At 42.7% G+C, this 22,645-nt stretch carries 21 protein-coding genes and 3 pseudogenes; 19 read left to right on the top strand and 5 right to left on the bottom strand.

Translation table 11 applies throughout. From position 1 onward, the window contains the following. Positions 1-43 precede the first annotated feature (43 nt). The 6 genes from ACFVS2_RS08090 to ACFVS2_RS08065 all read left to right on the top strand — a co-directional run bounded on the left by ACFVS2_RS08090 (position 44) and on the right by ACFVS2_RS08065 (position 6,982). Positions 44-901: a DegV family protein gene (locus ACFVS2_RS08090; RefSeq protein WP_173617311.1), complete on the top strand. Its 858-nt coding sequence runs from the start codon at positions 44-46 to the stop codon at positions 899-901. A gap of 94 nt (positions 902-995) precedes the next feature. After that, positions 996-1,487, top strand: coding sequence for a hypothetical protein (locus ACFVS2_RS08085; RefSeq protein WP_173617312.1), 492 nt, complete (start codon positions 996-998; stop codon positions 1,485-1,487). Positions 1,488-1,694: 207 nt separating this feature from the next. Continuing rightward, positions 1,695-2,360: an L-serine ammonia-lyase, iron-sulfur-dependent subunit beta gene (sdaAB, locus tag ACFVS2_RS08080; protein WP_390232904.1), complete on the top strand. Its 666-nt coding sequence runs from the start codon at positions 1,695-1,697 to the stop codon at positions 2,358-2,360. Between the two features lie 38 nt (positions 2,361-2,398). Then, entirely contained in the window at positions 2,399-3,283 is an 885-nt protein-coding gene (gene sdaAA, locus ACFVS2_RS08075) for an L-serine ammonia-lyase, iron-sulfur-dependent, subunit alpha (RefSeq protein WP_173617313.1), read from the top strand. A 1-nt stretch (position 3,284) separates the two neighbouring features. Next, a complete protein-coding gene (gene recG, locus ACFVS2_RS08070) occupies positions 3,285-5,339 on the top strand; it encodes an ATP-dependent DNA helicase RecG (protein WP_390232903.1) in 2,055 nt (684 codons plus the stop codon). 155 nt (positions 5,340-5,494) lie between these two features. Further along, positions 5,495-6,982, top strand: coding sequence for a hypothetical protein (locus ACFVS2_RS08065; protein WP_390232902.1), 1,488 nt, complete (start codon positions 5,495-5,497; stop codon positions 6,980-6,982). Positions 6,983-7,016: 34 nt separating this feature from the next. Here the strand turns inward: ACFVS2_RS08065 and ACFVS2_RS08060 are convergent, their stop codons facing one another. After that, complete coding sequence (locus ACFVS2_RS08060; RefSeq protein ID WP_390232901.1) at positions 7,017-7,463, bottom strand: GNAT family N-acetyltransferase; 447 nt, start codon at positions 7,461-7,463, stop codon at positions 7,017-7,019. Between the two features lie 20 nt (positions 7,464-7,483). Beyond that, positions 7,484-7,846, bottom strand: a complete 363-nt coding sequence (locus tag ACFVS2_RS08055) for a VOC family protein (RefSeq protein ID WP_390232899.1) — start codon at positions 7,844-7,846, stop codon at positions 7,484-7,486. Positions 7,847-7,967: 121 nt separating this feature from the next. On the opposite strand from ACFVS2_RS08055, the gene ACFVS2_RS08050 reads away from it, so the two are divergent. The 5 genes and pseudogenes from ACFVS2_RS08050 to ACFVS2_RS08030 all read left to right on the top strand — a co-directional run bounded on the left by ACFVS2_RS08050 (position 7,968) and on the right by ACFVS2_RS08030 (position 12,037). After that, a complete protein-coding gene (locus ACFVS2_RS08050; protein ID WP_390232897.1) occupies positions 7,968-8,837 on the top strand; it encodes an AraC family transcriptional regulator in 870 nt (289 codons plus the stop codon). A gap of 170 nt (positions 8,838-9,007) precedes the next feature. Next, positions 9,008-9,340 (top strand): annotated as a pseudogene (locus tag ACFVS2_RS08045) (Y-family DNA polymerase); the annotation flags it as partial. A 476-nt stretch (positions 9,341-9,816) separates the two neighbouring features. Next, positions 9,817-10,475: pseudogene (locus ACFVS2_RS08040) on the top strand (NAD(P)-dependent alcohol dehydrogenase); the annotation flags it as partial. 124 nt (positions 10,476-10,599) lie between these two features. Then, on the top strand, positions 10,600-11,421 hold the full coding sequence (locus ACFVS2_RS08035; RefSeq protein ID WP_173617318.1) for a DUF6597 domain-containing transcriptional factor: 822 nt from the start codon (positions 10,600-10,602) through the stop codon (positions 11,419-11,421). Between the two features lie 187 nt (positions 11,422-11,608). Further along, positions 11,609-12,037 carry a VOC family protein gene (locus tag ACFVS2_RS08030; RefSeq protein ID WP_173617319.1) on the top strand — a complete coding sequence of 143 codons (429 nt, stop codon included), beginning with the start codon at positions 11,609-11,611 and terminating at the stop codon, positions 12,035-12,037. 845 nt (positions 12,038-12,882) lie between these two features. On the opposite strand, the gene ACFVS2_RS08020 is transcribed toward ACFVS2_RS08030, so the two are convergent. The 3 genes from ACFVS2_RS08020 to ACFVS2_RS08010 are packed head-to-tail and all read right to left on the bottom strand — an operon-like array spanning position 12,883 to position 14,836. Next, positions 12,883-13,218 carry a YolD-like family protein gene (locus ACFVS2_RS08020; RefSeq protein WP_390232895.1) on the bottom strand — a complete coding sequence of 112 codons (336 nt, stop codon included), beginning with the start codon at positions 13,216-13,218 and terminating at the stop codon, positions 12,883-12,885. Beyond that, the gene (locus tag ACFVS2_RS08015) at positions 13,215-14,456 is read right to left on the bottom strand and encodes a DNA polymerase IV (protein WP_390232893.1); all 1,242 of its coding nucleotides are present in this window, start codon (positions 14,454-14,456) and stop codon (positions 13,215-13,217) included. The genes ACFVS2_RS08020 and ACFVS2_RS08015 overlap by 4 nt, the downstream gene beginning before the upstream one ends. After that, positions 14,453-14,836: a YhjD family protein gene (locus ACFVS2_RS08010; protein ID WP_390232891.1), complete on the bottom strand. Its 384-nt coding sequence runs from the start codon at positions 14,834-14,836 to the stop codon at positions 14,453-14,455. The genes ACFVS2_RS08015 and ACFVS2_RS08010 overlap by 4 nt, the downstream gene beginning before the upstream one ends. Before the next feature lie 252 nt (positions 14,837-15,088). Between ACFVS2_RS08010 and ACFVS2_RS08005 the strand changes: the two are divergent. The 8 genes and pseudogenes from ACFVS2_RS08005 to ACFVS2_RS07970 all read left to right on the top strand — a co-directional run. Continuing rightward, a pseudogene (locus ACFVS2_RS08005) lies at positions 15,089-15,241 on the top strand (Y-family DNA polymerase); the annotation flags it as partial. Between the two features lie 706 nt (positions 15,242-15,947). After that, positions 15,948-16,793: a hypothetical protein gene (locus ACFVS2_RS08000; RefSeq protein WP_390232889.1), complete on the top strand. Its 846-nt coding sequence runs from the start codon at positions 15,948-15,950 to the stop codon at positions 16,791-16,793. A gap of 265 nt (positions 16,794-17,058) precedes the next feature. Beyond that, positions 17,059-17,976, top strand: coding sequence for an MvdC/MvdD family ATP grasp protein (locus ACFVS2_RS07995; protein ID WP_390232887.1), 918 nt, complete (start codon positions 17,059-17,061; stop codon positions 17,974-17,976). Position 17,977: 1 nt separating this feature from the next. Then, the gene (locus tag ACFVS2_RS07990) at positions 17,978-19,072 is read left to right on the top strand and encodes a hypothetical protein (protein WP_390232885.1); all 1,095 of its coding nucleotides are present in this window, start codon (positions 17,978-17,980) and stop codon (positions 19,070-19,072) included. Then, positions 19,069-19,449, top strand: a complete 381-nt coding sequence (locus tag ACFVS2_RS07985; protein WP_390232883.1) for a hypothetical protein — start codon at positions 19,069-19,071, stop codon at positions 19,447-19,449. Before ACFVS2_RS07990 ends, ACFVS2_RS07985 begins: the two co-directional genes overlap by 4 nt. 840 nt (positions 19,450-20,289) lie before the next feature. Continuing rightward, the gene (locus ACFVS2_RS07980) at positions 20,290-20,955 is read left to right on the top strand and encodes a hypothetical protein (RefSeq protein WP_390232881.1); all 666 of its coding nucleotides are present in this window, start codon (positions 20,290-20,292) and stop codon (positions 20,953-20,955) included. Between the two features lie 50 nt (positions 20,956-21,005). Then, positions 21,006-21,290, top strand: coding sequence for a TnsD family Tn7-like transposition protein (locus ACFVS2_RS07975; RefSeq protein WP_390233467.1), 285 nt, complete (start codon positions 21,006-21,008; stop codon positions 21,288-21,290). 405 nt (positions 21,291-21,695) lie between these two features. Continuing rightward, positions 21,696-22,625 (top strand): AlbA family DNA-binding domain-containing protein, encoded by a 930-nt coding sequence (locus tag ACFVS2_RS07970; RefSeq protein WP_390232880.1) that lies wholly within the window; start codon positions 21,696-21,698, stop codon positions 22,623-22,625. The last annotated feature ends 20 nt before the right edge of the window (positions 22,626-22,645 follow it).

The raw sequence follows: 22,645 nt of genomic DNA, 5'->3' as shown, positions 1-22,645 counted from the left end.
ACTTTTTGAATAAGAACGAAAATAGGGAGAGGAGCGATCGAGAATGCCAATTGTGATTCTTACCGACAGCGCGTCTGATATCGATGCGTCTGTGAGGCAGTCATTGGGGATCGTGGCCGTCCCGTTGAAAATCATGTTTGGGGCGGAAACGTATGTGGACGCGGTCACTATCTCGTCTTCGGAGTTTTTCGATAAGCTGAAGCAATCGAGCGTGATGCCAACGACCTCACAGCCGTCTCCGCTTGAATTTGCTGAAGCGTACAAAGAGATCCATGAGAAATATGGCAAGGACGTGCAAATCATTGCCATACTCTTATCGGGTTCCTTATCGGGTACGTATCAATCAGCGATGATCGCCAAGTCGATGTTGGATGAAAATATCGACATTACGGTGATCGATTCGCGCAAAGCTTCGTTTGTTCATGGAATGATCTGCGTGGAGGCTGCCAAAGCCGCACAAGCAGGCAAGAACAAGGAGCAGATTCTGGATCAGATTGATCGTTATTTGGATGAGGTGCAGGTATACTTTATTGTGGATACACTGGAGTTCCTGCAAAAAGGCGGTCGGATAGGCAAAGCATCTGCCGTTATCGGTTCGCTCTTGAATATCAAGCCGATTTTGACACTGGATACCGCTGGGTACGTGTCTGCTTTTGACAAGGTAAGAGGGACGAAGAAAGCTCTGAATCGCGTATTTGAAGCTTTGCAGGAATACGCGCAAGGGGAGCCTGTGAAAATCGCTGTGCTACACAGCAGTGTTCCAGATCAAGCGGCTGAGCTATTGGAGCGACTCAAGCAAGAGTTTTCGGTAACGGACTCTTGGTTGGAACAGATTGGTCCCGTGATCGGTACGCATACAGGTCCAGGGCTTCTTGGGATCGTCGTGGTAAAAGATAAGTAAGGCATATATGGTATGGAGAGGAGCTTCCCTGAGGCAGGGGGCTTCTTTTTTATACGGAGATTCTAATAGTCATGAAAATAAGGGGGAGGTTTTGGTGAATAAGGATGATTTCCTTTTTGAGTTGGAGGATATTGTGTATGACTCTCTATTGATTGGCGGTCATAAGGATGATTTGAACAAAGAAATTTCTGCTAATATGTGGTCTATTTCTTTAAGTATGCAGTTAGCTAGTCAGTTCACAGTTTCTGATTTCATGAACTTTTTCCATAAAGTAATAGAGAATAGACAACAGCAAATTTTAAAATCAAATAGTGATCATGGAATGCTGTTATATGTTTGGTTCGATTGGCAGGCTTCGCAACTAAGATTTAATCTTATATCTCAGATTCATGAAAGACTCCCCTTTAGCGGAAAGATTGAAATCCTTGATGAGCTTGAACCAATCATTAACGAGTTTATTCATTTCCCTTATCATGATGGAATTCCAATAGTAGAAACAGCAAACGAAGGAAATGATGTTCAAGCAGATTTCGACCAAGAACTAGATTCCGTAAAGGTATTTTTAATTTCACTTCCAAAGAAATAAAATGAAATTCATGAAGGTTGTACGCTTACATGTTGCCTGTGGGACTCAGAGGGAGTATTTTCATTTAGCCTGATTTGACCGCATGTTGTCAGCGTAAATCGGTTATGATTGCTTTACGTGCAGTTTCCTCTGTAGCGCTTTCAAAGGCTGTAGGATACAATGAAAGTGAGTCTTGTTGAACCCCTTGTGATTCAGGAGGAGAACCGGTTGAAGTACAAAAGCGTATTTGATATTATCGGTCCAATCATGGTTGGGCCATCTAGCTCCCATACGGCTGGTGCAGCCCGTATCGGTCGTGTGGCTCGCAAGCTGTTTGGCAGAATGCCTTTGCGAGCAGAAATTGTTTTTTATGGCTCATTTGCAAAAACGTATCAAGGACATGGCTCTGATGTGGCGACTGTTGCAGGAATTCTTGACTTTGACACGTCGGATTTGCGTCTGAAAAATTCGCTGGTGATTGCAGAAAAAGCTGGCATGGAAGTGGAGTTGACCACTTCTGAGGTTTTGACAGAGCACCCGAACACGGCGCGGATCAAGCTGTCTGATGATGAGCAACAGATTGAAATCGTTGGTGTTTCCATTGGTGGCGGGAAGATCGAAGTGTTGGAAGTGAACGGGTTTTCCTTTCAGTTGGGCTTCGATACACCGACGCTCTTGGTCTTGCATGAGGATCGCTTTGGGATGATTGCGGCTGTGGCAAAGGTGCTGACCCAGCACAACATTAATGTGGGGCTCATGGAAGTGTCTCGACACACACGCGGTTCGCGTGCTTTGATGGCAATCGAAACGGATTCGACGATCTCAACGGAAGTCTTGGAGGAAATTCGTCAAATCCCCCATATCTTTGACGTATCCCTGCTCGCATTGAACTAAGCAAAAGGACGAGCAGGATTAGAGGAGTGAACAACCAGATGTTTCGTAATGTGGCTGAACTAGTAGAGTTGGCCGAATCCCAGGGGAAGAAAATCTCCGAGGTGATGATTGAAGCAGAAATGGAAGTTTCCCAGCGTAGTCGGGATGCCATTATGCAAGATATGTACGCCAACCTTGATGTGATGGAAAAAGCAGTGCGTCGCGGGCTTACCGAAGATATTCGCTCGCATAGTGGGTTGACGGGCGGCGATGCGAAGAAGCTGCAAACATATATGGAGACCAAGACGTTTTTGTCTGGTCCCACACTTTTGAATGCTGTCTCGATGTCCGTGGCGGTTAATGAAGTAAACGCAGCAATGGGTACGATTGTCGCAACGCCTACAGCAGGAGCATGTGGCATTGTACCAGGGACGTTGTTTGCCGTATCTGACAAGCTGCAACCGACCCGTGAGGAAATGGTCAATTATTTGTTCACGGCAGGCGCTATCGGGTATTGCATTGCCAACAATGCATTCATTTCGGGTGCTGCAGGTGGCTGCCAGGCAGAGGTGGGCTCTGCAACGGCTATGGCTGCTGCGGCGATTGTAGAAATGGCTGGCGGTACGCCTGAGGAATCTGCCCAAGCAGTGGCGATCGCGATGAAAAATATGCTCGGTCTGGTCTGTGACCCCGTAGCCGGACTGGTTGAAGTACCATGTGTCAAACGAAATGCGATGGGAGCAGCGATTGCGACGGTTGCCGCAGATATGGCAATGGCAGGCATCAAGAGCGTAATCCCGACAGATGAAGTCATCGATGCCATGTACCGAATCGGCTGCGCCATGCCGACTACGCTGAAGGAAACCGCACAAGGTGGTCTTGCTGCTACGCAAACGGGCCGCATGATCGAAGCAAAAGTGTTCGGCGTACGGATGGAGAAGTAAGATGGCTGGTGCATATCATTCGCCCGTCTCCCTTTTGCACGGGGTAGGGGAAGAGCGGGCGAAGGCATTTGCAGGACTGGGAATCAACAGCATTGGTGATTTGCTGGAGTATTTCCCGTCTCGTTATGAAGATTACCGTGTGCGCGATTTGACAGAAGTAAAAGACGGAGAGAGGGTCACGCTGGCAGGTACGGTGTACGGCGAACCCTCTGTTCGTTTTTATGGAAAAAGAAAATCACGACTGTCGGTCAAGGTTGTCATGGATCGTGTCGTGGTGACGGCTGTCTGGTTCAATCAGACGTTTGTCAAAAGCAGGCTGTCGCCAGGCAAGGAAATACTCGTCACAGGAAAATGGGACAAGCACAAGCTACAAATCACTGTGAGCGAGATGACTGAAGTAGACTCCGAACGTGCGACAAAACGAGGTGAGCTCGCTCCAGTCTATCCACTTGGCGGCGATGTGACGCATACACTGCTGCGCAAAACCATTCAACTGGCGTTGCGTCAGTACGGCAAGGAGATTCCTGAGGTCCTTCCGGCGGATATCGTAGAGCGCTACCGACTGATGCCGCGCATGAATGCCTTTCATTCGATTCATTTTCCGGAAAATGCGGAAGATGGTCGTCAAGCGCGGCGACGGATTATGTTTGAGGAGCTTTTCTTATTCCAGTTGAAAATGCAAACACTGCGCAAGATTAATCGGCAGCAAACGGAAGGCGTTGCTTTGGCGATCCCGATGGAAGAGGTACGGGAATTTGTCAAAGGGTTACCGTTCCCGCTGACAGATGCGCAGAAACGAGTGGTAAAAGAAATATTGGATGACATGCGGGCCCCTCATTCGATGAATCGGCTGCTGCAAGGGGATGTAGGCTCGGGGAAAACCGTCGTAGCTGCCATCGCGCTGATTGCTGCTGTGAAAGCAGGTTATCAGGGAGCGCTGATGGTACCGACGGAGATTCTCGCCGAGCAGCATGTGCAGTCGTTGACGAAGCTCTTGTCCGATTACGGCATTCAGGTCGCGCTCTTATCTGGCTCGCTGACGGCGAAACGTAGACGCGAAGTCATCGGCTCGCTGCAAATGGGGTTAATCGATGTCGTGGTCGGCACCCATGCGCTTATTCAGGAGGATGTCTTTTTCTCCCGTCTTGGTCTCGTGATTACGGACGAGCAGCACCGATTTGGTGTAGAGCAACGGCGAATTTTACGGAATAAAGGCTTGTCGCCTGATGTCTTGTTTATGACTGCAACGCCAATTCCGAGAACACTGGCAATTACGGCATTTGGCGACATGGACGTTTCGACGATTGATCAAATGCCTGCGGGGCGCAAACCGATTGAGACGACATGGAAAAAGCATGATCAGTTTCCGGCTGTGTTGGAGCAAATGCGGGATGAGCTGCGCAAAGGACGACAGGCGTACGTGATTTGTCCACTCATTGAGGAGTCGGAAAAGCTCGATGTGCAAAATGCGATTGATGTACATGCTCAGCTCACACACATTTTCCCTGAATTCGGCGTAGGATTGATGCATGGGCGACTGCCAGCGAAGGAAAAGGATGCCGTCATGCAAGCCTTTCTTGCGGCAGAGCACGCTGTCCTGGTTAGTACAACGGTCGTAGAGGTCGGTGTGAATGTTCCGAATGCCACCTATATGGTGATTTATGATGCGGAGCGGTTTGGTCTTGCTCAGCTTCACCAATTGCGCGGGCGGGTAGGACGTGGCTCTGAACAGTCGTATTGTGTACTGATCGCCGATCCGAAATCCGATATCGGAAAAGAGCGGATGCGTGTTATGTGCGAGACAACGGATGGATTTGAGCTGTCACAGCGCGATTTGGAATTGCGCGGACCAGGTGATTTTTTCGGGACAAAGCAGAGCGGCTTGCCGGAGTTTAAAGTCGCTGATTTATTAAGTGATTACAAAGCCCTGGAAGTAGCAAGACAGGAGACTGTTAAGCTGGTAGCAGAGGACTCCTTCTGGCGCGATGAAAAGTATCACTGGCTGCGTGACTATTTGAAGAATGAGGGCGTACTGGACGGTGTCGTCTTCGATTAAGAAAGGAAGGCTTTCCCACTTCAAGCGTGTGGGGAGGCTTTTTCTTTTGTGGGGTGAAACTTTAAGCAGGCTATCGACGTCTATCCTCTGTAAGGTAAATTTTTCTAGGAAGCGAGGCGAGTTTTTTGTCTTTGCGAAAAATTCGGGGAATGAGTATGTCCATTGTGTTCGCATTGCTTATCATGACAGGATCCGACTTCGCGCAAGCAACTTCCACGGACAGTCGGATTGCCCAGACTGGCCCATCCCATACGACAAAGGAATGGAATCAAAAGGAACTGCCTTACGACTACGCGGCGATGAAAGAAGACGTGGTCATTCAGCTAAACGATGCTCCACAGCTCCGTTCTCCTCGAAGAACAGTCGTGGGACCTGCACCACAGGCGTACACCATATTTTTTAAAGAAGCTGTGAACCGTGGAACAGTCGAAGCAGCTATCCGCAAAAATGCCAAGGAAGAGACAAAAAAAGAGGACTTGGGATTCGTGGAGCCGATTTTTACGTTTCACTGGTTGCACGACCGTCAACTGCAATTGAAGGCTACCCTTCCTGATACACTTGCCAAAGACAGAAGCTGGACGGAATATGTTGTAAATGTAGCAGGAGCGAAGACGGTAAAGGGAACCGTGTTTGACGATACGAATGATTTCTCGGCGGTGGTGTTTGCTCCGTCTCAGATTTGGCGAGTCTCAGTCGATGGCAAGGTGAAAGAAAAAATGACGGACTTTGCCGTCAGGACCCCCATGGAGTTTATCGACCCTGAGGAACGGTATGTGCAGCTGGAGCGATTTACAGAATATTGCGAGTGCGATGCGCGGTTCCCCATGCTGTATTCGATTTATGACACACAGACAAAAGAACTGACTGCTTATCCAGTGGAGCTGACTGATAACTATAGCGGTGCAGGCGACTTCATGGCAGATCGTCGCGGCTTCTTTTTCGCTCATCCACCGAAAGGGACAGAAGTACCGAAAAGCGAGTTTGCCACTCGTGTCAAGGTAGATGGATACGTACATGGAGCCAGCTTTAGCCATGATCGCAAGCATGTATTGCTGGCAGTAGGAAAGACCGAACAGAAAAAGGATCTCGATCTGGTCGTGTATGATTTGGCGACTGGAAAAGAACGGCGCCTCCCAGGTGTAATTAAAGGATGGGTCCCAACAGATGAGATGAATGGGCAAGTCCAGCCCGTCAGTTTTATGGATGATGGACGTTACGCAACGTTTGAAATGAGAACAGAGGAAGATAGCTTTGAAGAGCTTCGTCAACGCTACGATTGGCAGTCAGGCAAGGTGATCAGCTGGAATCCACCCGTTCCCAAAGAAGCGTGGTCTGGCTATATCCAGTCGACAGATGCGGCCTATCAAATGTATTGGAATGCAGGGGTGTTTAAGGGCGACGTCAAACTGATGGAAATGAAGCCAGAAGCGATATGGATTCCAGGCACTCACCATTTGGTTTATATCGATTGGGAAAAAGCTGAACAAGGAGCGGAGTCCGTGTCGTCGCTCTTCCTGTTCGATGCCGATCGTAAGCAACAATCTGTGCTGGTGAAAGGACTGCCAGCAAGTGTATCGATTTTGGGAGCTAGCAACGATGGAAAATGGATATACGTCACGACTCCGGACGCATTTGCCCCTTAGGTGTCATATTCTGTTGCCAGCATCGATAAAATGATCAAGGATCGTAAGTATCGCCTGCTTTTAGGCAATCGCGCAAAGTGCCCTCTATGTGAAACCCTTCGGACAAGTAAAGGCTGCGGGCGCGGTCGTTCGTTTCTTTTACATCCAGCCAGAGTCGATGGGCTTTTTGCTCGATGAATGCCCAATGCTTGATCTGATGCAGGATGTTGCGACCGTAGCCTTCCCCCTTCACTGCGATTGTAATACGCATAAGCTCAATACTTTGATGAGGATTGGTCAGCCCGGCGATGATAACGTAGCCGACGGGGTGGCCTGTTTCTTTTTTTTCGGCAATCATATGGAGGATGTCCGGGTCGCCAAGAGCGTTGTGGTGCCGATCTTCGCTCCACGGAATAATGAACGGGGTATTCTCTGGTGCATTTTCTACTTCGCATACGAATGGCATGTCTGCAGGTGTAGTGCGGCGCAGGTGGATGGTCATGCGTGTATCTCCTCTTCCGTTTAACATTGGCTTACCATGATCAGATTGCCGTCGGGATCGCGGAAGTTGAACCAGTGACCATGCTGGATAGGAACGACGACTTCAACTCCGCTCTCCTTGAGAAAGGCATAAGAGGCTTCGATATCCTGTGTGTTGAAATGAAACAAGGGAGCATCATCTGTGATGCGCTTCGGAAAGATTTTGCTGTCCAGAACGAGCGTCAGTCCGTTTTGCAAGGGAATGCAGTATATATGTCCGAACATGATCTCACCGTCCGAGGGAATGCCCAATAGGCGGCAGTACCAGTCGCGTGCGCGCTCGATGTCGCTGACGGCTACAAAAATGGCACCGATTTGGGGGAGCAGGGGGGAAGTGGTTGTCATTGTGATAAAGCTCCTTTCAATTGGTGTCTTTCACAAGGTCGACCCGTCATAATTGTGCACGAAATGTCGGATCGCCCGATTTTGCATCTGCTATTCTGAGGGGGAAAGAGAGGTCATTACCATGGATTTGCTTGCAAAGCTGAATGAGGCTCTGGACTACATCGAAGACAATTTGACAAGCGAGATTGACTACAAAGAAATCGCTCGGGTGGCTTGCTGCTCCGAGTATCACTTCAAAAGGATGTTTTCTTTTCTCGCTGGTGTTCCGCTATCCGAGTACATCCGGCGTCGGCGCATTACGCTTGCAGCTTTTGAGCTTGCGGACAGCAACGAGCGGGTCATTGACATTGCGATCAAATACGGATATGGATCGGCTGATTCCTTTGCCAGAGCTTTTCAGACTGTGCATGGAGTCACTCCGACAGAAGCCAGACACATCGGCCATTCCTTGAAGGCTTATCCGCGAATGACCTTTCATCTATCCATTAAAGGAGGCAGTGCCATGAATTACCGTATGGAAGAAAAAGAGGCATTTCGCATTGTGGGTCTGAAAAAAAGAGTTCCGTTGATTTATCGTGGGGTCAATCCAGAGATTGCGGCCATGTGGGCTTCATTAGATAGGGAGACGATTCAGCAACTGAAGTCGCTATCCGATGTCAAGCCACTTGGACTGCTCAGTGCGTCCACGAATTTTTCAGAAGGTCGGCTGGAATATGGCGAGCTCGATCACTATATCGGCGTTGCCACTGCAAAAGCTTGTCCAGACAACCTGACGGTACTCGAAGTTCCTGCCTCCACCTGGGCGGTATTCGAAGCAGTGGGTCCTTTTCCTGATACGCTGCAAGATGTCTGGGCCCGGATTTATTCGGAATGGTTTTTATCCTCCGGTTATGAACAGGCTGAGGGTCCAGAGATTTTGTGGAACGAAAATAAAGAGATTTCATCACCAACCTTCCGAAGCGAAATTTGGATTCCTGTCGCGAAAAAGTAACCCCTTATTGGATTCGCTCTCGCTTGCGGAACACCTACCAACGTGTGCTTATCCGGCAAGAAATAATTACCAACTTTTTTTGCGCAAAACAGGCATAAAAACGAACGTTTGTTTGCTATAATAAGAACAAAGTGATACGAGAACATAAGTTCTTATTAGGGGATGATCGTGTGTCCAATGCGAACAAGCGGATCGTGTTTTTGATCGACATGCAGAGCTTTTATGCCAGTATCGAGAAAGGGGCCAATCCAGAGCTGGGAAACAAGCCGATTGTCGTCGCAGGTGATCCAGAGCCAGAGCGGCGCAGCGGAGTTGTACTGGCAGCGTGTCCGATTGCCAAGTCATACGGAGTGGTCGCAGCCGAAGCGCTATGGCAGGCGCAGCAAAAGTGTCGCCAGCTCGTCGTTGTTCGTCCGCGCATGGAGATGTACATTCGCATCTCCATGCAAATCACTCGCATATTCGAAGCATTTACAGACAAGGTGGAGCCGTACTCGATCGATGTTCTGTTACCTAAATGTTCACCATAACTGTTCGTTTACAAAGGATATATTTTCAAGTTAATCTATTTATGTGGTAATCGTTTACAATAATACTCTGGTAAACGATTACAATAGCTCGTCTATTTAGACCAAATAATAGTTCATAGACTGTATTTTTATTAAAGGATTGTTGGGCGGATTTATGAGTGTAGAAAACAAAATTGAGAGCTATGGTTTATTTGTAAAAAGGGCGAGCAATGGGATTCAGTTAAGATATCTGATTACTGAAGATGGGATTCCAGTCCCCGATGTATGTCTGTGGTTGGATCTGGTTAGTATAAACAGTTACTTGACTGGCGAACGGTATGCTTACTCCTTATTGAGATATTTACGATACTTAAAACGTATGAAAGTTCATTATAAGGAAGTGACAGGCTCTGGAGTTATAGAAGAATATATTAAACATCTTCTGGGATTGGAGCAACTGGTGATCAACCAACAGACCTATTTTGTTTTGAATTCCTATGAGATTATTGCTAGGTCTCAGAAAAACAAGAAACCCTATTCTAGGTGTAGAGTTAGCCGGGGAAATTGAAGCCATAGGCAAAAATGTGACCAGGTGTATGCATGAACAGGGATGCGTTTTGGCGCTCATTCCGAGTACACTTGTCTGCCTGAAGATGGAGTTGTAGCTTTAAAACCGGCGAATGTGACTTATGAGGGAGCCGCAGCCGTTCCTTTTGGGGGAACCACAGCCTTGCATTTTTTTAGAAAAGGAAATATCCAGAACGGACAAAAAGTTCTTATCTATGGAGCTTCTGGAGCGTTAGGAACTTCCGCCATACAGCTTGCCAAGTATTATGGGACAGAAGTTACCGGTGTGTGCAGTACCACAAATGTAGAAATGGTGAAATTTCTGAGAGCCGATAAGGTCATCGAGAACGGGACATACTTGACAGTTGAAGGGCAAGGGATCGCAAAGGTGAGTTCGAAGGATCTAGTTTTCCTCAAAGAGCTTATGGAGACGGGGAAAATAAAATCAGTCATAGATAGACGCTATCCGTTGGAACAAATTCCTGAGGCTCACAGGTATGTAGAAAAAGGGCACAAAAAAGGAAATGTCGTCATCACCGTGGAACATGCTAACAAAACTTAACGAAGATCTGCGCCTATTTAACATGTCCGGATATATGCTGGTTTGACATCTTTCTGGTACTCCCCAAGAGAGGAGGGAGCGACTCCACGGATTTAACTTCCATGGTTCTTGTCGCACATATGCTATGTTGTTACAAACGTATATTCCGCAAGCTCCTTTATCAAGTTTTGTAGATTACTTCTGGTATTTCGAAGGATATAGTCCACCTCATTCGAAGGAGCTCTTGCTGCCTGATGGTTCGATAGAACTTGTAATTAACCTGCGTGACGATAAGATTAAATTGTTTGACCGCGCATATAAGGACCCGTTGCGGACTTATGGCAGCTCTGTTATTTGCGGGCCGCATTCCGAATATTTCATCATTGATACTTCGGCAGAGACCACGGTCTTGGGCATACATTTCAAACCGGGCGGTATTTATCCATTTCTTAAAATACCTGTGAATGAACTACATAATAAGCATGTTTCCTTGGATACACTGTGGGGAGTCAGAGCCCATGATCTGCGTGAGATGCTGCTTCAATCGGAACTTGTGAACGATAAGTTTCGAACACTGGAAGAAAGTCTTATAAAACTGGCCTCCCGACCACTGATAAGACACTCGGCAGTAAGCTTCGCACTTAACGAGTTTCAGAGCGTGCCTCATACTAGACCCCTCTCGGATGTGATCGGACAAGTCGGTTTAAGCCAAAGGAGATTTATCCAGGTTTTTAAAGAAGAAGTGGGGCTGACTCCCAAGCTATTCTGTCGACTTCGCCGTTTTCAGGAGGTATTGAACCGAATAGACCGCGCGAAGAGCGTCAATTGGATGGATGTCGCTATCGCTTGCGGTTATTATGATCAAATGCATTTTATTAAGGATTTTCAGGAGTTCTCCAGTCTTAATCCTACAAATTATTTGTCGACGCATGGCAGGCATCACAATCATGTTGCGATCCACAATTAAATCTCTCTTCAACCGCAGACGATATGTTATTAGTCGGTCAATAATTAAATATAGGGTCAATTTTTTACTATACCCTTATTTGGAGAGCGGTTAGGATATTTATAAGAGGCGGGAACAGTCAGTCAGCATGATTGCATCTAACGATATTGCATAGCTCATCATTCGGGAAAAAGGAAGGTGGATTCAAATGATTAATGCAACTCCATTTCTATGGATCAAGAATACTGCGGAGGCGATTGAGTTCTATAAGAAGGCTTTCGATGCGGTAGAGGTTTACCGTTTGACAGAGCCGGGAGGCAAAGTGGCTCATGCTGAAATTACAATCGGCGGAGCCAAAATATCAATCGCAGGTGAATATCCTGATTACGGTATTCAGGGGCCGGAAACTTTGGGCAATACAACGGTTGGTATCCAACTTCAAGTTGAAGATGCGGATAAGCTGTTCCAGCAGGCGATTGCGGCTGGAGCGACAATTGTTAATCCAATGACGGATCAATTCTACGGTGACCGTGCGGGAAGTGTGAAGGATCCGTTCGGACATTATTGGATGATCTATACGACTATTGAAATCGTGTGCCCGAAAGAAATGCAGAAGCGATTCCTCGCTATGTTTTAGAGTTAGCTGATCCGTGCAATGATTGCTTTGACTACATGCAAGCAAGTTATAAAAGACCTTTCTTTTGGTCTTACCCCTGTCAAGTAGACAGAACTAAAAAAGCCTAAGCAGCCAGTGTGTTACGGTATTCCACCGGAGCACACTGGTTTAATTTTTTCTGGAACCGTTCATGGTTATAAAACCATATGAAATATAGATGAAGCTACAACCGAACAAGGCATATGTGCCTACGGCTTCTTATGTTGCTACAGCTAATGGTAAAGCTACTAGGTTTGTATAAAAATTGGAAAAAATTCTAAAATTAGCATCTGTTTTTTAAGATGATATTTAAATGTCATTTGAAAGGATAGGTGCTTTTTAGAGTCTGTTAATAATTTCTTGTAAACTCAAGCAACTGATATATAAGAGGTTTTATCTCCCTAATAAGGAAACTTTTTTTGCAACCAACAGAGTCAAGGGTGTAAGGAAAAGTGGACCCTTGACACGTTGGTAGAGAGAATGCTGGACTGATGTTTCTTTACAATGGTTGGCTCAAAATCGCCTTCTAGATCCCGGTGGACGTCGACTTCGTCATACTAAGAACATAGAGAGTTTTCTTACTTTACCCATCGCCGATGTTGGTTGTCCGCTAAGTTTTTTATGTTATGTTTGGTATATTTAAGAGAGGTTCTATTTTAGCTTCAAACATTTCTTGAATCGTGTCTGCAAATAGATCCTTTAACGTTTACTGCACGTTGTCCACTGACGTTCTGTTTCTGTTGTAATCCACTCGTTTGAAATCATAAAAAATATCCGAGCTTTTTAGACTAATTGTAGTTTAGACCAGACTTTGCTAGCAGAATCCATTAAATAAAGTGTAGGGTAATAATATTATCGAAGGGAATCAACTGACGATCCATTACGTTTGCTAATTTTATTGCCCTTTTTTGTTGATCAACATCGATAACTCTACCTGTTGCTATTTTTTCCTCAAACATGTCAAATAAGACGATTTTTATTTCTCTGCCGGTAAACATCGATTCAGAAATCATATGTGCAAAGAGTTCCGTTTCCTGTCCGTCTAACAATGGACGGGTCTTTTTTTTCAAATTTTGTTGATGCTCAAGATATGCTTCCTTGTGCTCTGGAAGCATCATCCGTGAAGATTCAAACAAGCCATTACCTTGCAGCTTTTTGCTCATTTATAGTGGCCTCCAATTTTTTGAGAACGATCTTTTGCTTGACCTGCTTTTGTTAGGGATACTGCTCGCATAATCGATGCATTTCCAAATCTTTGCTTAATCATATCGGTGGTCTTTTCCAATGCAAGCTTCTTCTCACGGTCATCGAACAAAACTAACTGAAATTCCTCATCGCTGACAAGTTGACTTAGGCTTACTCCGATACTGCGTATAGGAGATCCATCCCAGTGTCGCTCTAACAACATGGTCGCAGCTTTGTAGACATCACCTGTAAGACTTGTTGGGTCAGTTAATGTCATCTGCCGATGAAACCCCGTGGGACGATTGAAGTCTGCTCCCCGGCAACCTACGGATACAACCCATCCCATATACCCCTTGGCACGGCATCTTTGGCATACCAATTCTGATAGTTCCAAAAGGGGAACTAAGATTTCTTGCAACGTGTAATAATCTCTCGGTAACGTTATTTGATGACCGATCACTTTTTGGTGGTTATGGGTGTTTGGACTTACCGGTGAAGAATCTATGCCGTTAGCGATACACCATAGAACTTCTCCGTTAATACCCCATTTGCGTTTTAGAGTGGTGAGAGAGGTATTTGCCAGATCACCGATTGTCATGATGCCCATTCGGGTGAGATGTTGTGTCATTCTTGATCCAACCATAAACATTTTGTTCACCGGTAGTGGCCAAAGTATGGTTGGGAGATCCACCTTCGAAAGGGTAAAAATACCTCGTTCATTTTTTTTTGCGAAATTATCGCAAGCCATTTTACTTACGACTTTGCAGTAACTAATCCCGATCCTTGTGCGGACGCCTGTCTCGTTCATCACTCTTTGCTGAATGTTTTTAGCAATCGTGACGGGGGAGCCGAAAAGCTTCAAACTAGCCGTTATGTCGAGGTGCTGTTCGTCAATGCTATATGGTTCCACTAGATCTGTATAAGATTGTAGAATTTCGGTAATCTGAAGAGATACCCGAATATATTCCTCCATACGGGGCCGAATCACAACCGCCTCTGGACACTTAGCAAGAGCTTCTCCCAACCGTTCTGCCGTTGTAATACCATGTTTTTTGGCTATGGGACAAGCAGCTAGAATAATCCCTGATCGCCGCGTAGGATCACCGGCAACAACAAGCGGTTTATTTTTATATTCAGGATGAGCTGCTTTTTCCACACTCGCGTAAAAAGATTGGCAATCTGCCAGCATAATGACTCGATCTAATTGTTTACTCATGAGTTTATTTCACCAGCCAGATCAATATTTAAATATTCGCTTAGCTTTTTCTCCACTTCAGCTTTCACTAAGCCCCGTAGCATTGAAAATTGGTGATGATAACCGCGACATAAGTACCTTGCTTCTATACCGAGTTTAGTCCAGTTTTGTTCATACACTTTTATCCCATGTTTATTCAGATATTTGCGTATTCCCAATAAATCGATAGTAATCAGGTCTTGTACATGGCGTAAGGTTCTGGCATAAATAGTAGGCATTTTTAACGGTACAGAATCCAAAGTTTTGATATCCTTTTCCAAGATATCCAAAATGATGGGGAGAAGAATGTACTCTTTAATGAATTGAGATTCTTCTTCAGTTTGCAAAGGGATTTGCGTCATCCTAATTGCTTCTTTGCTACTAGGGACAAGGATAGAATACAACTTCGATTAAAATAGATGGTTTCAACGCTACGGCAGCCTTGGTGCTTTTCTAAATTCCAAGACATAGAATCACCCTCCGACAAGAACGTTTGTTCCCTTTGTTATTGTATACAGAATACCGAACAAATATTCCTGTTTCAAGAGCACATTTTTTTCCAAGGTCAGTGACTTATTTGGTTTACTTATCATGAACAATAAAATGAAAACAGAATCGACGAGCAGTTTCTCGACGTGACAGGCAGCGTCCATCTGTTTGGTGATCCGTTGCAGATGGCTGCACAGATTCGGCAGCGCGTCTGGATGGAGACGGGAATCAACTGTCGGGTAGGCATCGGGGAGAACAAGGTACTGGCCAAGATGGCCTGAAGACCGACGAATATATATGTACATAATTTAAAAAAGCAGCTATAGCAAGGGATATTAGACATTTTCGCCTGTACATTATTCAATAGCAATCCAACTACTTAGCACGTCCAAATAAGTGGTTTAGTTCCCCATGGTTCTGTAAAATAACATAATATTTATAAGTAAGGTATTTTAATAACAAGAATATAGAACGCTTCTGAATGATCGGAATGGGATAGAGGAACTAAGGTGTATTGATAAGTGAGAATATGAGAAGGCTGCCAAAATGGTAGCCTTCTCATATTCTCAAGAAAGAGACAAAAGATTGGAAAAGCATATGAACCGAATGTGTCATAAAATAGATTATCAAAAGAGGGCAAGAGCTACTGAGTAGTTGTTGATTGATTGATTATTGTAAAATTACACCATAGGATTAAGCATATATAAAAGAAATTATTCAAAAGGGGCGATTACAATAGGATACTGTATCTATTATAAGAAAACTGACCAATTCTTACACTTCGATAAAGAAGAACACATAATACCAGCAGGTTTAGGTGGAATTCAAACACTTAAGAAAGGTACTGTATCAGACGAAGCGAATGAGAAGTTTTCAAAATTAGAAACAGTCGCATTAAGAAATTCGGCTATTGCTGTTAACAGAAGAAATTTTGGACCAGGAAAAAGGGGGAGCTTAAATGTAAAAAAGATAAAATCTCCAATTATGCGCTTGCTAAAACAAGAGGGAGAAGACGCTTTAGAATTTCTATTGGGATTTATATTCGCAGGACAATCATATATTATCCCACAAATAGTACTTAATTTTGACGATGAAGAGAATACGGTTTTCCCGATGTATGTGTCTACAAATTTAAATGAACAATCAGTTGAGCATTACCACATCTCATTAAACAAAAAACTCACACAATTTTTTAAAAATAAGATAAAAGTATATAAATTAGTACATATGTCATATCCGACAAAAAAGCATTTTATTGTAATAGGTTATTATGGAGAGAAATGGTATGCTAGCACTTCTCATAAAACAATAAATATGGACTATTTAGCACATGAGTTGTTGTTGCCGATGCTAATGATGCATGAATTAAATCATTTCAGAGATTTAGCTAAACCACAAAATTTCAATCAATCGGTTTTTAAATACACGGACCAAATGGATACAGATTTTAATACTTTCTTTTTTCTGTATCTTAAAACGGCTTTTAATGCCCTCACTTTTTTTAAAGGAACAAACTATGTATGTAATGAGATTTTTGATGGAGTCCGTGAGAGTATTATCAATTTAAGTAATATATCTAAATATATTGAATCAGACCAAGCTAGTACAAATTCAGAAATTGGCGCATATGTGAATAACTTTCCTGATAAATCTCATTATGTGATTTTATGTACAAAAGACAATTGTCTATTTGCATATGTAAGCTTTTATGGTGAGTTCCCTGGAAAAGTGAAACTAACAGATAATTACCAAGGTGAAGAATTTAAAGAAGGGCTTATTTGTGATTGGCAGAACAGAAAAGAGTTTAGACTAGAGAGGTTCCAAACGTGAAGATAAAAGTATAAACATCCACTGTATATATCATTTTTACGGATGAGGGTAAGTACCATTGAGATAAATCGCTGATTTTGGAGGGGAAAAATCTATTGCTTAGAGTCTTTTTTTAAATCGCGATGCAGACGGGGAGGTTAGTACAATAAGTGAATGCTTTGCCTTTACATATGTTTGTATAAATGCCTGTATTTCTAGCTAAAATGATATAATTGCCTCTAAACGGGTAGTTAAACAGCTCGTATTAAATGGTAGGGTGATATTGTTGAAAGCAATACTGATAGTGACTAGTACACGAGATTTGACCGCGGATTATATAATAAACCGTTATGGATCTTCTGTCCCATTCTTTCGTCTCAATGTCGACAGACTTAAAGATTATGATATCAAATTTTCAAATCGGGATTCTTTCTTTCAAATTTTCGGTAAAAACGGTAATTTAAGTGAATGTGATATCGGGTCGGTGTATTATCGAAAGCCTATACTGCCTGATCTTTCAGATTATGAGGAGAAATTCAGACCCATTATGCAACGGGATATCATGACGTTGATCGAGGGGATTACAGAGACCGCTGGAACTCGCTGCTTAACCCCACCTTCTATATTGAGAAGAGCTGACAATAAAGTTGTTCAGATGAAGATAGCAGATAAAGTTGGGTTTCGATTACCCACATCAGTTATCACTAATTCTGAACTCGCTGCAAGGAATATTTGTAATGAAGCTCCTTCAATTGTAAAACCTCTATCAATGGGGAGAATTATTCATAGCAACCGTATTGGTATCATACAAACAAATCTTGTAGATCAAGCGACTGATTTCTCAGGTTTGGAATTGGCTCCAGCTTATTTTCAACATTATGAAAAAAAGGATACTGAGGTCAGGGCAACTGTCGTTGGCCGTGAGGTATTTGCTGTTCAAATTGATTCTTCTGATCGCATTGATTGGAGAAAGTTTGAAGCAACGCACCAATATGATTTAATACAATTGCCTAATGATATTACTGAAAAATGTTTTTCAATGATGGACGCATTGAATTTATCATTTGGCGCCTTTGATTTCATTATTAATGATGGGGATTATGTGTTTTTAGAGGTTAATGCAAACGGGCAATGGTTATGGTTGGAGGAAGCATTGGAACTGAACATATCAGGAGCTATCATTCGGTATTTAACGGAGGATTAAAATGAGATTAAGGCTCTCAAGTTATTTAATTATGTGTTTCTTTTCAAAATTACCGATTTTACGCTTAACAGACGATAGACACTTTGGAAAGATTAAAAGGGAAGGAGAGCGAACCTTACGACTTTCACTTTTTAGTATCAATTGGGGAACGAAGATTTATTGTGCTGTTTCATGGGCGCTAGGAGGGAATAAACAATTCAAATGGTTACACCAGATCACTTTTGACTCGATTCCCGATGAGGCTACCGTTAACAGAAAAGTCGAAGCATTCAGGAGCTCACTCATAGGAAAAGCCCAAGAATTGAGACAGGGATATCAGAATATGATAAGCTTTCGATTGAATCAAGAGGACATTATAAAAACAAAGTCTTTTAACAAACTATTGGCGTATTTGGCGGTAGTTGCCTTTCTGGTGCCATTATATGTGCCCTATGCTTTGAAAGTATACACATTATTTGCTATAGATGGTATAGAAAAATGGATTTATCTCGCACTTCTTATCGTCCTTATTCATTCTTTAATTAACATCTATCTGTTGATTGCAGAAATGATTAACATCAAGGAGTATGTCCGATATACAGTGGGAGCAATTAGACAGGCAGAAGACCCTGTTGAAGAGTTTCTAGTTGGTCAATATCACGACTGGTTCTGGAGTAAAGAAGAGAGACGTGTCGAAGTTTCCGTGATGAAAAATATTGAAAAATATATGGCTAATATTTTAGGTGCGTCTATTTTATTTATTGTCACTTATAACATTGTACTGGACACATCTCATAGTAGTGCTGAAACAACTGTACTTATTAATTCAAGTCAGGTGGAGCACATCGATTTATCTCTTAAGCCGGATATTTTTTTTGATCAATATCAAAAGTTATTTGTGGAACTGCAAAACGAATTTCTGAACGATAAAATTGAATCTATTGTTCTCTTGAAAAACGATGAAAAAACTAGTTCCGACCCAAATTATAAACGCGTATTAAGCTTGATCTCAACGTACAATATTAATAATATTAAGGTAATTGAGATTTTAGACGAAAAAGCAAAGGAAGCCACAAAGGATGATCTCCAACTTTTGATATTGAGGAGGGAGCTATGAAGATACCGTACATTGGACTCTATTTAGAAGAAATGGAACTTAAAGAAACGGTAGTATTATTTTATGATGATGTTACACAAATTTCCTACGTTGATCAGGAAAAGAAACGTAAGGCGATCGAGGCTAATAGGCTCGATAAAACCACCGTGGAAACGGCCACCACTGAAACGTCTGATGCAGATGAAATTTTCTTATCGGAGACAACAAGGGAAACCAGATCTATAGAAAACAACGACCCAGATGAATTTTTATTTGATAAAACCACCCGCAACACTTTTACCAACGAGGCAAGCGATCCAGATGAATTCATTCTAATGAAAACTACTCGCATCACTAAAACTATAGAAGATAGTGATCCGGACGAATATTATGCATAAAAATTTCTTTGTATTTGTTTAATACGAGCAAGCATGGAAAGCTGATACGGGGATGTTCACTATCTATCGCGGGCGTAGGAAGTTTGAGGAGAGATGTCCTTAGTACGCGAGGACTGGGATGGTGTACCAGTTGTCACGCCAGTGGCACAGCTGGGTAGCTATTGGCGGACGGGATAAGCGCTGAAAATCATCTAAGCTGACGATGAGGTTGATAGGTTCGGTTCGAAAGCATAGTAACGTGTGGAGCTGATGATTACTAATCGGTCGAGGATTTTTCACTCACTTAGCAACTGATCATGCAGATCTGATTTTGAATGAATGATGAAAGAAAGCCACTCCCTAGGAATGGCTTTTTTAGATAGGTACGAAGCAAATAGGTTCCCGTGTTCACTAACAATTTGACTCGAAAAATAAAGTGAATCAATTCGATCATTTAACTAACGGGCAGTTTAGTTGAACAACGAAAGTGTTTCGAAATAACTGTGAAATCATCATCTTCTAAAGGAATATAATTAAAACAGAAGCAAAATAAAGCGGTAGAAAATCTATCTGAAAGGAATGTTTCCAATCAATAATAAAGGGATTTCGCTGGTTCAAAACTATACGTATATGTTCAAACAGGATCAACTTAGCACACTCAAGGATCTCTACAAGAATGACGAGGATAACTTTCACATTTATATGGTTGGCAGACGACCACTTATCATGTTTAACACATCCTCCTACGATATCGCAGAGGGAGTTTTCAAAGGTAATATCCGTATTGCCCATAATGATTCCTTTAAGAATGTCGGAATCGAAATCCCTATGGAAGACACGATCCTTAAGGTGAGCTTCGAGGTGAACGATCAATATATTATTATCCAAACCCAGAACAAACCAGTTTTTAAGGCGCACGCTGCGTTAGTTTTACAAACATTCTTATCTCGATCTGAACTGGACTCATCCATCATGGATCTTGAAGTGCTATATATTGGTCGCGCATTTGGTAATAAGGAAATACCTACCCGCAATGTTTTCGATCGACTGAATCATCATGAAACCGTACAAAAAATTTATAGCGAAAGAAAATGGGATAGCGATATTTGGCTTACAACTTGGAGGTTTACTCCCAATTCAATTGCATTCTTTGATCCCAACGACAGTGCCGAAGATCTAAGGAGCTACATCCAAGACTTTGTTGAATCAATAAAGAATAACACCCAATTTTTACAAATATCTGATAAGCAAAATATTGCTGTTGCCGAGGCTGCTTTAATCAATTACTTTAAGCCCCCGTATAACGAGAAATTCAAAAATAACTTTCCGTCACCTGCGCATGAATATAAAGATTGTTACGAATTAGACCTCGATTATGTAGTAGTGGAATTAGATACAACTGGATTGGGTTTTAGACTCTGGAGTCAAACGGTTGAAGTGAATAAAGAACATATGATTCAATATACATTCGATTCGAAACAAGACTTTAAGAACCTGTTTAATGTTAGTGAGCCGACAATAAACTAAATCGTAAGGCCAGATTCGGCAGCGAAGGCCCATCACCCACGAAAAGCCGAATTATTGAGCTTTTAAGAAAGAATGTAAGTATTACTAGGACGGAACTAGCTAAAATGCACAGCCATCTATATCATAAGATGCTAAGGGAAGATAGGGAATGGATGGAGCAAGTTTTATCCTCCAGCAAAAAGAATAGGGTGCGTAATGAGTGGGAACGACTAGATAATCAATATAGTAATGATTTAGTTGTGGCGGCAGATGAATTATACAGAAAAAATCCCTCGAAACAGATAAAAGAATATACGATTCTAGCTATGCTCCTAAGACCATTAAAGAACACATAGAGACTGCATCAGAATAAACTTCCAAAAACGATTGAGTTGTTAAAAAGTAGAGGTGAAACAGACGAACAGTATTTGCTCCGACATCTTCCCGTAATCATTAGTCAAATGAAGAAATATAATAAGAAAATATTCTCACTAGAAAATATAAAAACATTTAGTCCTATGTACATGAAAAGTACAGAAGAATTAGATGAGCAGCTTACAAAACAATTAAATGATGTGCTATGAAAAGGATGAGCACAGCGAAATATAATCGCGCTGTTCATCCTTTTCAGTATGATACTTTAGTTTGGGTATTTGGATAATCCTTGGGAAAAAGGTAGGGTTTTTGCAATGTATGTCGAATTTTTACAAATATTGTGTAGTTCATTGTGCATAACCGTATTAGATTAAAGTGGGGTACCCATGGATAAAATTTCTGATTTAATTGAGTTTGGCTTTGAGTGTGATTATCTGGATTTTAAAGAAAGACAGTACAATAAAGAAAAGAGTATGGATCTGTTAACAGATATTATGGCTATGGCTAATTCCCGTCATAATGGAGATAAATTCATTATCGTTGGAGTTAAGGATCGACCAGAAGGTAAGGAGATAAAGGGAATAGAGCCAAAAGAGTTTATAGATTCTTCTATTTACACACAATTAATTCTAAGTAATATTGAACCCGAAATACAGTTTGATTATTTTAAATATGAGTACAAAGGTTCGGTATTAGGAATCTTTCGAATTTATAGTACGGACAATAAACCTTACATGCTGAGGAAGAAATATGAACGACTGAATGAGGGGTATTGTTTGATCCGCAAAGGCAGTATGAATGCTTTAGCCAAACGTAGCGACTTTGATTATATGTACCTAAATAAAGGTCAATTCGAGATTAGATTTCTGGAACAAGCTTTACATGCCGTCCATGATGCAGACTCCTGTGCGTCTATAGAGGTGGCATTTTCGAATACTACAGAGTTGCCCATTACGATAATCGGTGGCACGTTGTACATCAGCAATGATCAAGGGGAAGAGTTGTCCAGGCATCGTGTGTATGGATTGGATGAATATGTAGGTGCAGATTTTAAATTAGCCTTACCACCAAAATCAGAAGTAGTTGGACACTTGATGGTTGGCTTTGAATCATCAGATACACTTAGACTAAATATTGATGAATACGGGATATGTACTGAGAAGTATGATTTCGAGCTACTGCTTGTGGATGCAAGAGAGAGAAAATATTCCGCAACAATCCGTCAAGCGAGTGTTTTTGCTATAGGTGACTTTCTTTGGAAGGTGAAAAAACAAAAAGGAATTCCGCATAAGTTTCGAACACATTCAAGTAAATAAAATAATCCAGTTTTGAGGGG

The sequence above is a fragment of the Brevibacillus sp. NPDC058079 genome (assembly GCF_042885155.1).
GTDB lineage: Bacteria > Bacillota > Bacilli > Brevibacillales > Brevibacillaceae > Brevibacillus.
Note: the sequence above shows the minus strand (reverse complement) of the source record. Positions and strands in the feature narration are given on the sequence as shown.